This is a genomic window from Rubeoparvulum massiliense, from assembly GCF_001049895.1.
GTDB classification, from domain to species: Bacteria; Bacillota; Bacilli; order Rubeoparvulales; family Rubeoparvulaceae; genus Rubeoparvulum; species Rubeoparvulum massiliense.
In genome coordinates this window covers 363,123-376,188 of record NZ_CVPE01000003.1, presented here as the reverse complement: position 1 = coordinate 376,188, position 13,066 = coordinate 363,123, and the positions used below count along the sequence as shown (strand labels likewise).

The 13,066-nt window shown below is 45.9% G+C and carries 11 protein-coding genes; 10 read left to right on the top strand and 1 reads right to left on the bottom strand.

The window, feature by feature from the left end:
- Nucleotides 1-88 precede the first annotated feature (88 nt).
- Together BN1691_RS01905 and BN1691_RS01900 are read left to right on the top strand one after the other, a co-directional pair.
- Complete coding sequence (locus BN1691_RS01905) at nt 89-745, top strand: potassium channel family protein (protein WP_048600542.1); 657 nt, start codon at nt 89-91, stop codon at nt 743-745.
- Nucleotides 746-1,540 (top strand): TrmH family RNA methyltransferase, encoded by a 795-nt coding sequence (locus BN1691_RS01900; protein ID WP_048600541.1) that lies wholly within the window; start codon nt 746-748, stop codon nt 1,538-1,540.
- 114 nt (nt 1,541-1,654) lie between these two features.
- Here the strand turns inward: BN1691_RS01900 and BN1691_RS01895 are convergent, their stop codons facing one another.
- A complete protein-coding gene (locus BN1691_RS01895; protein WP_048600540.1) occupies nt 1,655-2,386 on the bottom strand; it encodes a DUF2225 domain-containing protein in 732 nt (243 codons plus the stop codon).
- 489 nt (nt 2,387-2,875) lie between these two features.
- Here BN1691_RS01895 and pheS point away from each other — a divergent pair, with 489 nt between their 5' ends.
- The 8 genes from pheS (at nt 2,876) to BN1691_RS01855 (ending at nt 12,999) form a co-directional block, all read left to right on the top strand.
- Nucleotides 2,876-3,910 carry a phenylalanine--tRNA ligase subunit alpha gene (gene pheS, locus BN1691_RS01890; protein ID WP_048600539.1) on the top strand — a complete coding sequence of 345 codons (1,035 nt, stop codon included), beginning with the start codon at nt 2,876-2,878 and terminating at the stop codon, nt 3,908-3,910.
- A 40-nt stretch (nt 3,911-3,950) separates the two neighbouring features.
- A complete protein-coding gene (gene pheT, locus BN1691_RS01885) occupies nt 3,951-6,365 on the top strand; it encodes a phenylalanine--tRNA ligase subunit beta (protein WP_048600538.1) in 2,415 nt (804 codons plus the stop codon).
- A gap of 131 nt (nt 6,366-6,496) precedes the next feature.
- Entirely contained in the window at nt 6,497-6,799 is a 303-nt protein-coding gene (gene zapA / locus BN1691_RS01880) for a cell division protein ZapA (RefSeq protein WP_048600537.1), read from the top strand.
- Between the two features lie 31 nt (nt 6,800-6,830).
- The gene (locus BN1691_RS01875) at nt 6,831-7,349 is read left to right on the top strand and encodes a CvpA family protein (RefSeq protein ID WP_048600536.1); all 519 of its coding nucleotides are present in this window, start codon (nt 6,831-6,833) and stop codon (nt 7,347-7,349) included.
- Nucleotides 7,350-7,442: 93 nt separating this feature from the next.
- Nucleotides 7,443-9,809, top strand: coding sequence for an endonuclease MutS2 (locus BN1691_RS01870; protein WP_048600535.1), 2,367 nt, complete (start codon nt 7,443-7,445; stop codon nt 9,807-9,809).
- 86 nt (nt 9,810-9,895) lie between these two features.
- Complete coding sequence (locus tag BN1691_RS01865; protein ID WP_147545560.1) at nt 9,896-10,306, top strand: DUF350 domain-containing protein; 411 nt, start codon at nt 9,896-9,898, stop codon at nt 10,304-10,306.
- Between the two features lie 242 nt (nt 10,307-10,548).
- Nucleotides 10,549-11,049 (top strand): DUF4330 domain-containing protein, encoded by a 501-nt coding sequence (locus BN1691_RS01860; RefSeq protein WP_048600533.1) that lies wholly within the window; start codon nt 10,549-10,551, stop codon nt 11,047-11,049.
- 9 nt (nt 11,050-11,058) lie between these two features.
- Nucleotides 11,059-12,999: an O-antigen ligase family protein gene (locus BN1691_RS01855; protein WP_048600532.1), complete on the top strand. Its 1,941-nt coding sequence runs from the start codon at nt 11,059-11,061 to the stop codon at nt 12,997-12,999.
- The last annotated feature ends 67 nt before the right edge of the window (nt 13,000-13,066 follow it).

Genomic DNA, 13,066 nt, shown 5'->3' with positions numbered 1-13,066 from the left:
ATGAAGGGAAATATGAATAGAAAATGGATGATTAGCAATAGGGAGGAATCATGTATAATAGGGGATAGTAAAAGGAGAGTGAAGGGGCATGGAGAAGTCATTTGCTGTGATTGGATTGGGACGATTTGGTTCAGCAGTTGCTCGCTACCTATACCAATTAGATTATGATGTTATGGCAATCGATCAAGATGAGGAAAAGATACAGGAGCATATGAACTATGTCACCCATGCTGTACAAGCTGACTCCACCGATGAGGAAGCGATGAAAGCTTTAGGAATTCGTAATTTTGATGTAGTAGTGGTGGCCATTGGTGAAGATATTCAGGCCAGCATCCTAACCACCCTGATTCTAAAAGAACTAGGCGTTCCCATGCTCGTCGTCAAGGCACAGAATGATCAACATGGAAAAGTCTTAGATAAAATTGGTGCAGACAAAGTGGTCTATCCAGAATTTGATATGGGCCGTCGACTCGCCCATAGCTTAATCTCCTCCAATATCCTTGATCATATTGAATTGGCCAAGGATTATAGCATCATTGAGATCCGCGCACCGAAAGAGATGGTGGGAAAAACCCTTGTTCAGTTAGACTTTCGTCGCCGCTTTGGCTGCTATGTTATGGCGATGAAGCAGGGGAAACGCTTCAACATTGCTCCACAAGCCGAGGATCTCATCCATGAGGGGGATATCCTGGTGGTGCTAGGACATAATCAAGACTTGAAGAAGCTAGAGGAGTTTTCACAATAGATGGAACAGATTACATCCACTCAAAATGTAAAGTTTAAACGCTGGAAAAAATGCTTAACTACAAAGGGACGTAAGGAGCACCAAAGTTTTCTTGTGGAAGGCATCCATATGGTACAGGAGGCATTGTTGCATCAGCAACAAATTGAAGGGATTCTGCTCGAGGAGGGCAGATCGCTTCCTCAAGAATTGGATCTCCTCCTTCAAGGGCAGGAGCTGATGGTGCTTGCCAGCTCACTTTTTCAACAGTTAGCCCAAACCGTTCATTCCCAAGGGATCATCGCAGTGATTAAGGCTCCTGAATTACCACGCATGGAGGAATTGATTTCTGATGCTGATCAGGGACAGTTGCATATTCTTGTGGATGGTGTACAGGATCCTGGCAATTTGGGGACCATCATCCGCACTGCGGATGCGGTAGGAGCTACCTCTGTCCTGTTGGGAAAGGGTTGTGTAGACCCGTATAATGATAAGGTGTTGCGAGCCACCATGGGCTCGATTTTCCACTTACCAATTCTACAGATTGACCTGCTTCAAATGATTCCTCACTTGAAGCAGGCAGAGATCCAAGTGATTGCTGCCATGCTTGGCGCAACGGAGTTACATACCAATTTTGGCTGGAAGAAGCAAACAGCTATTGTAGTAGGGAATGAAGGGAATGGTGTCCGTCCAGAAGTGGAAGCCCTCGTAGACAAGCGCCTGAGCATCCCCATGTATGGTGCTGCTGAATCCTTAAATGTGGCGGTTGCAACTGCCCTTCTGATGTATGAATGGCGACGGCACTATTCAATAAAATAAATCTTGTCCAACGGATTAATAGGCTGTCCTACTAGCGTTGCATAAGTAAAGATTAAAGATTCAGTTCAAGACAAAAAAAGCGACTCGTAAGAGCCGCTTTTTCATAGAAGATATCTACTTATTAACGGTCTCAAAAGTACCACCTAAGTAATCCTCTGTCTGATTCCATTGCTGGCGAGCAAGCTGCCACTGCTCGCGGGCACGTGTAACCATCTTTTTCTCCCCACTGCGTCGACCTACCTCGATACAGCGATTGAAATAGCGTACTGAATCCTGGTAGCGATGAAGTCGCCGTTCCAGCTCGCCGAGGATGTAGAGTACCTTCTCTTCACTCATCTCCGATTGGGTAAAATCGAGGAGATCATAAGCTTGCTCGTAGGCTTGAACAGCTAGGCGAAGGAAGCGCTCTTCATTGGGTTGCTGATTTAAATAGCGATAGATCCAAGCAAGACGTAGGCAATAGCCTGCGGTGATCAAGGGGTCCTCCTCGATTACCGTAGCGGCATAGATAGCTAATTTATAGACGGCGATGGCTTGCTCAGGACTGCGGATTACGCCATAGTCGGTGGTCTTCCAATGATGCTGTAGGAATTGCTGAAGATGGTGTAGACGGGCTTGATTTTGGAACAAGGATTGATCAGAGAAGGCAAGTCCACAGTTTGGACAGACCGCAATATGATAAAAAAGAGGGTTGGTTTCTGCTAAATCATGAGAATAATGGGGACAGAAATCCTCATCATAGGAACTAGGCTGTACATAACGAGAACGTACTTTTTTCGACTGAAACTCTAAATCACATATAGGACATTGGTATTTCTTATCATAGAAAACATCTACAACCTGCACAAAAATCCCTACTTTCATCCTATATTTTAAGGGATATGTTCCCGGTTTTAACCGGTAATCTCTAGAACTATTGTAGTACAAGAGTAGGGGATGTGGCAAAAAAGTTGGAGGGTGAAACGTGGATTGCCTTTTTGGTGCAGGATCGTTATAATAGATAATCAATAATACCCCTTTGGGGAATGATGAGATGAATAGCGAGGAATGAGAAGAGTAAGCAGGATCCATAACTAGCTAGGGAGTAGGCGTCGTGACTGGAAGCGCCTTCTAGTTAATCTGCTGAATTCCCTCAGGAGCTGACCCTTGAACCCACCTTTAGAAGCTGGGTGTAGAGGGAACCGGAACATGACCGTTATCATGGTAAGCACCTGCTGAAGCTGGATGAAGAATGATCCATGGCAGGTGGAAGAAGGGTGGTACCGCGGCTTTTCGCCCCTTAGGGGAGAGAGGTCGTTTTTTATTTGCCTTGATTTCAATGAAGGAGGGAGACCGTTGCGAGAAAAGCTACATGCACTACAGTCTGAAGCACTTGAGATGATCGAACGGGTTACCAAGTTAGATGATCTTAAAGGGATCCGTGTTAAATTCTTAGGAAAAAAAGGTCCGATTACTGAAGTAATGAGAGGGCTTGGTCAGCTATCCCCAGAAGAGCGGCCATTAATGGGACAATTAGTCAATGAGGTTCGAGAAAAAATTCAAGCAGTCATGGAAGAAAAGCAAGCAGCGCTAGAAGCCAAGCAGCTTGAGGAGCAACTGGCTTCAGAACAAATCGATGTGACATTACCGGGGCGCACCGTTCCTGTGGGATCTATTCATCCCTTGACCCGTACGATTCAAACCATTGAGGACATCTTTATTGGCCTTGGTTTCGAGGTGGCAGAGGGTCCTGAGGTGGAGATGGATCACTATAATTTTGAGATGCTCAATCTACCGAAGGAGCATCCTGCCCGTGATATGCAGGATTCTTTCTATATCACAGAGGAAACCTTGCTTCGTACCCATACTTCCCCTGTTCAAGTACGTACTTTATTGGCGAAAGCCGGTCAAGTGCCTGTGAAGATTATCTGTCCTGGTAAGGTATATCGTCGCGATGATGATGATGCGACCCATTCCCATCAATTTACCCAAATTGAAGGATTGGTTGTGGATGAAGGAATTCGTATGAGCGACTTGAAAGGGATCTTGCTAGAATTTGCGAAAGAAATGTTCGGAGCTGATCAGAAGATCCGCTTACGTCCCAGTTTCTTCCCCTTTACTGAGCCTAGTACAGAGGTGGATATCTCTTGTATGATCTGTAAGGGTGAAGGCTGTCGTGTATGTAAGGAGACGGGCTGGATCGAAATCTTAGGGGCAGGCATGGTGCATCCCAATGTTCTACGTGGTGCAGGCTATGATCCAGAACGCTATACAGGTTTTGCCTTTGGGATGGGTGTAGAACGTGTTGCCATGTTAAAGCATGGTGTAGAGGATATTCGTAATTTCTATACCAATGACTTACGTTTTCTTCGCCAATTCTCACATCTGTAATTGGTAGAACTGATCAGCTAAAGAATAAAGGAGGATGGAGATGCTCGTCTCATATAATTGGCTTCGTAACTATGTAGAGATCGATGATATTAGTCCAGCGCAGCTAGCAGAGCGTCTAACACGTTCAGGCATAGAAGTGGATCTCATCGAAGAACGTAATCAAGGTGTTAGCAAAATCGTGGTAGGGAAGGTGCTTACCTGTGAAGCACATCCTGCTGCTGATCGACTCCACCTATGTCAGGTAGATGTGGGAGAAGCAGAGCCCTACCAGATCGTCTGTGGCGCACCCAATGTGGCAGCTAATCAGAAGGTCGTCGTAGCCTTACCAGGTGCTCATCTGCCTGGTGGGATTAAGATTAAGAAATCTAAGCTACGGGGTGTAGAATCACAAGGGATGATCTGCTCTGGAGATGAATTAGGAATCGATGAGAAGTATTTGAGTAAAGAGGAGCAGGAAGGGATCTTGGTGCTCGATGATGAGGTAGCTGTTGGCACTGATGCTATCGCTTATCTAGGCTTAGATGATTTTATTCTTGATCTGGATCTTACTCCGAACCGTTCCGATTGTTTAAGTATGATCGGTGTGGGCTATGAGGTAGCAGCGATCCTTGGGCGAGATGTCCAACTCCCCCAAGTGGATCACCATGAAGAACAGCAACCAGCACCCATTCAGGTTTCCGTAGCAGCAGATAGTTATTGTCCCTACTATTCAGCTCGGGTGATCCGTGGGGTGAAGATTCAAGCCTCTCCCCAATGGCTGAAAAATTACTTAATCGCTGCAGGTATTCGTCCCATCAATGTGGTGGTGGACATTACAAACTATGTGATGCTGGAGTATGGTCAACCTCTCCATGCCTTTGATTATAAAAAAGTGGCATCGAAACAAATTCATGTTCGGCAGGCTCGGGCTGATGAACAATTGGAGACCTTGGATGATCAAGTGCGTAAGCTAGATGAGAGCATGATGGTGATCACCGACGGAGAACGTCCCATTGCCCTTGCTGGCGTCATGGGAGGGGCTAATACGGAGGTAGATGGGGAAACCACGGATATCTTACTAGAATCTGCGTTGTTTACCGGGATCTCCATCCGTCGTACTGCACAAAAACTTGGATTACGTAGTGAAGCCAGCAGCCGCTTTGAAAAAGGTGTTGACCCTAATCGTGTAATTCCTGCTTTACATCGGGCAACCTCCTTAATTCTTCAATATGCTGGTGGTGCAGTAGAGGGCGGCGTCGCTCTGAACAAGCCTTTAGACGTGGAAGAAAAAGTGATTTCCCTTCGCCTCTCACGCTTGAATCAGGTCTTGGGAACAGCGATCGACCAAGGACAGGTCGAAGAGTATTTGCGCCGTCTCCAGTTCCCCTATGAGGTTCAGGGTGAAAATATACTTGTCACAGCACCTTCCCGCCGTCCTGATATCAGTATTGAAGAGGATTTATTCGAAGAAGTTGCACGTCTTTATGGCTATGACTATGTGCCTACCACTTTACCGAAGGGCGGCAATACAGCGGGTAGCCTCAATACTGAGCAACGGTTGACACGGGGGATTCACCATTATTTTGCCCAGCATGGTTTGAGTGAAGTGATCACCTATTCACTTTCATCGCCTGAAGAAGAGCAGGCTTTTATTGATAAGGAGATGGAGCGAATTGCCTTGGCGATGCCGCTTAGTAATGATCGCCGGACACTTAGAACCACACTCCTGCCAAGTCTTCTTCAAGTAGCTCAATACAATGTTTCCCATCAACTTAAACAATTAGCTATGTTTGAAATCGGTAAGCTCTTTTTCCATCATGAGCAAGAGGGAGCAAGTGAGCCCTATGAAGAGCGGAAAACATTGGCAGGAATCCTGTTAGGGGACTGGCTCCCCAAGGGCTGGAATCAAGGCGCAGAAGCAGTTGATTTCTTTCTCGTAAAAGGTTTATTAGAAGGGCTTTTTGCTCAGCTAGGTATTGTTGGTGTCACCTATGAGCAAACACAGCAAGCAGGATTCCACCCTGGTCGAACAGCGAAGCTCACATGGAATGAGCAGACATTGGGTGTCATGGGACAATTGCATCCAAGTATTCAAAAGGAGAAGGATCTTCCTGTAACCTATCTATTTCAGCTGGATTTAGCTAATCTTCTCGCCATTGTACAAGAGGAGCCTGACTATCAGCCAGTACCTCGTTATCCAGCAGTTCAGCGAGATTTAGCGCTGGTGGTAAGCACAGATGTCACTGCAGATCAGATGAAGCAGACGATTCAAGCTGAAGCAGGCGGCTTGCTGGAAGAGATTCGACTCTTTGACCTATATGCAGGAAAAGGTGTAGAGGATGGGAAGAAGAGTCTTGCCTATACATTGCTCTTCCGTAATCGAGAGCAAACCTTGCAGGAAGAGGAAGTATCGACGATTATCCATCGTATTCTAGAAGCATTAGCAGAAAAATATGGAGCTCAATTACGGGCGTAGGTTTTGCATTTGCCCCCGCAAGCAGATCTGTGGCATACTGCTTACGGGGGCATGATATTTTGCAGGATTTTTCATGTTCTATCACGAAATATTTAGGATAGGAGCTATAGAGAAAAGATGGGGGACCGACCATGCATGAGCAAGCAAAGAAAGTAACCGTTGATATCTTTGGCCAACAATACCATATACGTGGCGATGTAAGCAGCAACTATATCCGAATGATAGCTTCTACGGTAGATGATCAAATGAAGCGGTTAGCTTCTGCCAATCCACGTTTAGACTCTTTGCAGCTGGCAGTGCTCACTGCGGTCAATTTTGCTGATCAATACGAGCAATTAAAACGGGAATATGATGATCTCCTTAATCAGATGGAACGACTTAAGCGACATTCTAAGCTCCCAATCGAGCAAGGTGTAAGAGAGGAGAGTACATAGAGGCTTACAAGTAGTCAGGAGAAATGAGGTGATGGTTGCGCAACTGATCGATATAATTTTTCTTGTAGTGGTGCTCGGTTATACATTCATCGCCTATCAACGAGGCTTTGTGTTACAATTGTTGCGACTTACTAGCTTTATCATCTCCTTCATCGTTGCCTACTTCTATTCACCGGTACTCATTCCATGGCTACAGCAACAATTACCACTCTCCATTCAAACGAGTCAGTTACAGTTTGTCCCGACGATTACACAGCTCATTGACATGGAGCGGGTCATCTATCATGGTCTATCCTTTGCCATTCTCTTCTTTGGTACACGGGTGGTGCTTTCTGTCTTGGGGTATCTCCTAGATGGTATTATGCATCTACCTGTGTTAAGTACGGCCAATCACTCGCTTGGAGCAGCCCTTGGGTTTTTGGAGATCAGTCTTTTCCTATTCATCGCTGTTAATCTATTGGTGGTGATCCCAGCAGAGTGGGCCCAAACCGTTCTTCAACAATCATCTGTGGCTCAATGGCTACTTCAACAGACCCCCCTCTTCTTTTGAAGTTGGGGGTCTACGATTTGGGAAGCAGGTTGCACCATGCTATAATAAAAAAATGATCCACCATCTTTGCAACGGAGGATAAGGAGGATTCTTGTGGATTCGCGCGTCTATCGAGTATTAGAATTTGATAAGGTCAAGCATCAAGTGGACGGATTGGCAGCCACTTCTTTGGGAAAGGAACGAGTCCTTCAGTTACAACCGACAATCGACCTTCAGAAAGCGATCCAATGGCAACAGGAGACACAGGAAGGAGTACGTGTCCTGCAGCGAAAGGGGACACCGCCATTTGGGGGGATCTTCCCCTTACAAATGTATTGGAAGCGGGCACAAATTGGCAGTATCCTACAGCCCTATGAGCTACTGCAGGTGGCTAGTACCTTGTCAGCAACACGGCAATTAAAACGCTTTTTCAATAGCCTGGTAGAAGAGGGGTTGGGTGATTATCCCATTCTTTCTCCCTTGGTGGCTCAATTAACGTCTGTTCGTGAATTGGAGGAAGCCATTCTCCAAGCAATTGGGGAGCAGGGGGACGTCTTGGACGAGGCAAGCTCTGCTTTACGAAGCATTCGTCAGGGAATCCGTTCACTAGAGAGTCGGATTCGTGAAAAGCTAGATTCCATGGTCCGTTCCGCTAGTACACAAAAAATGCTTCAGGATCCCATTGTCACCATCCGAAATGATCGTTATTGTCTTCCTGTTAAGCAGGAATACCGCGGTGTCTTCGGTGGTATTGTTCATGATCAGTCGGCATCGGGAGCAACATTGTTCATGGAGCCCGCGGCTGTAGTGCAGATGAATAATCAATTACGGGAAATGCAAGGGAAGGAAGAGCGAGAGGTTGAGCGTATTCTTCTGGAGCTTTCTGCATTGGTAGCAGATGCTGCTGAGGCGCTGGAACAGAACAGCATGATCTTGTCCCAGCTTGATTTTATCTTCGCGAAGGCGAAGTACGCTCTGGCTATTCGAGGTACTGAACCACGCTTAAATCAAGAGCGTTATCTCCGTTTTAAGCAAGCACGACATCCGCTCCTTCCTGCTGATCAGGTGGTGCCCATCGATGTGGAATTGGGCGGTGATTTTACCCAGCTCTTAATTACGGGACCGAATACTGGTGGGAAGACGGTTACTCTTAAAACCATTGGGCTATTGTCACTAATGGCCATGTCAGGGCTACATCTCCCAGTGGCAGAGGGTGGTGAAGCTGCTGTATTTTCAGGAGTCTATGCAGATATTGGTGATGAACAGAGTATTGAGCAGAGTCTTAGTACCTTTTCATCGCACATGACTAATATTATCTCCATCCTCAACGAGATGGATCAAGATAGCCTCGTGCTATTAGACGAGCTAGGCGCAGGAACCGATCCAGCGGAGGGGGCCGCGTTGGCCATCGCAATTCTGGATTATTTAAGGCTATTTAGTACAAGGGTGGTTACGACCACCCACTATCCAGAGATCAAGGCTTATGCCTACAATACACCAGAAGCGATGAATGCTTCTGTGGAGTTTGATGTAGATACCTTACGTCCAACCTACCGTTTACTCATCGGGATTCCTGGACGGAGTAATGCCTTTGCCATTGCGGAGCGTCTCGGTATTCCCTCCCATATTATTAAGCATGCGAAGGCACAAATTGGCGAAGAGACACGTCAGGTTGAAAATATGATTCAATCTTTGGAGGAGAATCAGAAGGAAGCAGAATTGAACCGTACAGCAACGGAAGCGCTACGTGCAGAGGCTCAGTCCATTCGAGAGCAACTTCGCCTTGAAAAGGAACGCTTCGAACAAGAACGTAATCAGTTAATGGAACAAGCAAAAAAAGAACTAGAAGCAGAAATGCGCGGACGTCTGAAGGAAGCTGAACAGTTAATCCAAGACCTAAGGCAGATGGCACTAGAGGAAGAGACCAGTATTAAAGAGCATCGTCTTATTGAAGCAAAGCGGCGCTTAGAAGAGGCGAGTCAGATCACAGTGCCTTCTGCAACAGGTCGTGGTGTGAACAATAGAGCCAGTAAGGATGAAGGCCCCTTACACCCGGGTGATCCAGTCCTTGTCCTTCACTTACAACAGAAGGGACATATCATTGAACAGGTGAACGCTACTACCTATTTAGTGCAAATTGGCATCATGAAAATGAAGATCGAACGAAAGCAATTGGAGCGAGTTAAGGAGCCGAAGCAGGAGTTGGTTCATGTTTCTCGAGTTAAAGCAGGTACTACCCATGTTCCCCTTGAATTGGACTTACGTGGCGAACTGCTAGAGGATGCTATCATTCGTGTTGATAAGTATCTTGATGAGGCGATGATCGCCGGACTCCATCAAGTTCATCTCATTCATGGGAAAGGCACAGGTGCTCTCCGTAAAGGAATTCAAGAATACCTCCGCCATCATCAATTAGTGAAGAGCTATCGTCTTGGTGGCGAGGGTGAAGGTGGAAGCGGTGTCACCGTGGTGGAAATCTAGTAAGCTAGAGGGAACCTTTTTTCATCCCAATCGTATAGAGAGTTAAGTAGGGAGTATGGAAGTAAGTGTTGATGGGGAGTGTTCATATGTGGTTCTGGGAAAATCCATATGTACAGACAGTATCTTATTTTATGGTAGCTGGACTTGCGATCATCTTATTTTTAACCATCTTTGAGATGGTGACGAAGTATAATGACTGGGAGGAGATTAAGAAGGGCAATCTTGCAGTTGCCATGGCAACAGGCGGGAAAGTGTTTGGGGTTGCCAATATCTTCCGCTTTTCCATTGCCCATCATGACACAATCTTGGAGTCCATCGTATGGAGTGGTGTCGGATTCTTACTTTTACTCTTTGCTTATTTTATCTTTGAATTTATGACACCACGCTTCCATGTTGACCAAGAGATTGCCAAGGGAAATAAGGCGGTGGGCTTTCTCGCACTCATTATCTCCATTAGTTTCTCCTATGTGATCGGTGCTAGTATTACGGTGATGTAGCGGATGGGGATGGAGGAGAGCAGGCGAAAACTGCCTGCTCTTTTTTGTGGAGAGGAGATGCACACGACCGCTTTTTTCGATATAATAAGACAGACTTGTGAGGATTGCTTAAGAAAGGAAGAGGAGAATGGAACGTTTATGGAAGGTTTTGGCCATTTTTGCAGGCTTGTTTCTGGTCGCCGGAATCCTCTTTTGGATATGGGCTGCATCTTGATTAATTGATCTGGTAGGAGGAACATGGAATGAAACTGATTGATGAAAAGGGAAAATTATTTGGTCTCGTGAATATTGTTGACTTGCTTATAGTGGTGGTTGTCCTAGGACTAGCAGCAGGTGTCTATTACAAAGTTACTCAAAGCAACCGAGTTGTAGAGACCGTTCCGGTTACGCTCACCCTATTGGCTGAAGAGATTCGCCAACCTACAGTAGATGCCATCGCTATCGGTGATGATGCATATGACTGGGAAAGCAATGGATATTTTGGTAAAGTAGTGGACAAGCAAGTTACACCAGCCATCGCTTATGTGGAGACAGCAGACGGTCGTGTTGTAAAAGCGGAGATTCCTGATAAATATAATCTGACGGTTACCATAGAAGGTTCAGGGGTTTATCAATCACGTGGTGTTGTTATTGGCGGTCGTGACTGGAAAGTAGGAAATACCCTCGTATTAAAGACGCAAAAATCATCGGTTAAAACCACGGTGATCGGTCTAGTACAACCTGAAGCACCTACACAGGAATAAGGTGATATTATGTTCTATTTCTTACGAGGCTCCTTCGTCTATAAAGGATTGATGGTTTTAAATCGTTGGTACGAAGCTAGCCTATTTTATCACCTCCTTCATAGGATTTATGGATGGTTTCTGAAGGGGTGGCAGAGTAGCGGACTTCGGTACCTTAGCCAGGGTAGTACGCTGAAGCAGGCGCAGAAGCATAGTGGACTAGAACGGCTCTGGTTACGGGTTACAAGACTTGTGGAAAAATTGCTTCTTTGGTTCACGGAGAAGCTAACCCCTGCTGTTATGAAGAGTGTCATCATCCAGTGGTGTCTCTTTGTTGGGCGGATGGTACGTCAAGGGAATCGTCAATTCTTTCGTCATCTCGCTTTCTGGTTTGCTGTAGCTACCCTCTTTTTACAGGGGGTTCTCTTTCTGGGGCATCATCTCATGCCATTGCCATGGCTGCCCTATTATCTTTCATTACCTAAACTAGGTATTGCCCTGCTACTTTCTGGAGTATTGGCTTTGGTTGTCATCTGGTTCAAACCTTTACAGAATGCGTGGGTACGGAGTGGCTTGCTTCATCAATGGGCAGAGTTCTGGTTAGTAGCAGATGAAGATCGGCGTTGGCTTCAGGTAGATGAAAAGCTTAGTCATCAAGGGAAAAGACAGACGATGGTCCTAGCGATTCTCTTGACAATTCTATTTTTCACCTTACCATTGAAGCAATTTGTCATTTTACTAATGGTGATTCCATTGGTAGGATTGCTCTGGCGTCAGCCAATCTATGGACTCTATGGCACCGCATTTCTTATTCCCTTCTTGCCATTTCGCTTTTTAGCCATTTTGGTGGTACTCAATTATGGACTCTTAATGATTAAACGTTTATGCCAGCATGAGCCCTTATGGGAAGGAACGCGCTTCTCTCGCTCTTTAGGCTTCATGCTACTGGTCACCTTGGCTGGAGTAGTGGGATCGATCTCATTTTGGCAGAGTCTAGGTGAGTGGATTATTTTCCTTGTCGCTATCTTTCTAGGCTATCTGGTGGTCTATTTTGTCCATGATCGTAAAGGGATGGAACGATTGGCTCTCGTGATCCTCATCTCTGCAACCATTGTGGCAGGGATTGGTTTGGTTCAATACTTTACGCTTGGAGAAACTAATACGGGCTGGGTGGATCAACAGCTTAATCCGGGAATTTCTACACGGGTCTATTCTACCTTAGAGAATCCCAATCATCTGGCTGAGTATTTGGTCATGGCGATTCTAATTTCATTCATTCCGCTCTTTACAACACGGAATCCGCTTGCCTTCCTCTTCTCCCTTGGTGGGATTGGCTTGATGGTATTAACGATGTTCGTCACTTTCTCCCGTGGGGGTTATGTAGCGTTGGCTGCTGCCTTATTCCTTTTTATACTCTTTACCATGCGGAGAATGCTATTAGTACTAGCACCCTTTCTGGTAGTAGGGCTCTACTTACTTCCTGCTACGATTTGGGAGCGTCTCCTCACCATCGGAAATGTCCAGGATAGCTCCATTTCCTACCGTTTCAGTATCTGGCAGTCCGCACAGGATATGTTTCAGGACTTTTTCTGGTTTGGAGCAGGCTATGGTTATGATACTTTTATCACCCTTTTTCCCTTGTATCGGGCATGGCCACCCATCGCCTTCCATGCACATAATCTTTATTTAGAGATTGCCTTGGAATTAGGTATGGTAGGGCTGATTGCCTTCGCCTTCTTCTTCTTACGTCTCTTTGGGGTAGGATTAAGCACTATCCAACGAAACAGAGAAAATCGCTTTAATACCATCGTCCTAGGAGCAAGCCTGGCAGGCATTGCTGGACTACTTATCCATGGGATGGCTGAGTATGTATGGTTCTATCCTAAGGTGATCCTCATGTTCTGGTTGGTGGTAGGTATTGTTTTAGCAGTTACCCGAACGGAGAAGAGAGTAGAGAAGGTCATGGAGTAGCAGGAGAAATCATGATGAAGTGATAAAAAACAACACCAGTGCCCTCGTGGTACTGGTGTTTCATCAT

What these genes read in the sequence shown, in the direction of transcription:
- BN1691_RS01900 (WP_048600541.1), top strand. Translation starts at nt 746, where the DNA reads ATGGAACAGATTACATCCACTCAAAATGTAAAGTTTAAACGCTGGAAA.
- pheT (WP_048600538.1), top strand. Translation starts at nt 3,951, where the DNA reads ATGCTCGTCTCATATAATTGGCTTCGTAACTATGTAGAGATCGATGAT.
- BN1691_RS01865 (WP_147545560.1), top strand. Translation starts at nt 9,896, where the DNA reads ATGTGGTTCTGGGAAAATCCATATGTACAGACAGTATCTTATTTTATG.
- BN1691_RS01855 (WP_048600532.1), top strand. Translation starts at nt 11,059, where the DNA reads ATGTTCTATTTCTTACGAGGCTCCTTCGTCTATAAAGGATTGATGGTT.
- BN1691_RS01875 (WP_048600536.1), top strand. Translation starts at nt 6,831, where the DNA reads ATGGTTGCGCAACTGATCGATATAATTTTTCTTGTAGTGGTGCTCGGT.
- BN1691_RS01905 (WP_048600542.1), top strand. Translation starts at nt 89, where the DNA reads ATGGAGAAGTCATTTGCTGTGATTGGATTGGGACGATTTGGTTCAGCA.
- BN1691_RS01860 (WP_048600533.1), top strand. Translation starts at nt 10,549, where the DNA reads ATGAAACTGATTGATGAAAAGGGAAAATTATTTGGTCTCGTGAATATT.
- zapA (WP_048600537.1), top strand. Translation starts at nt 6,497, where the DNA reads ATGCATGAGCAAGCAAAGAAAGTAACCGTTGATATCTTTGGCCAACAA.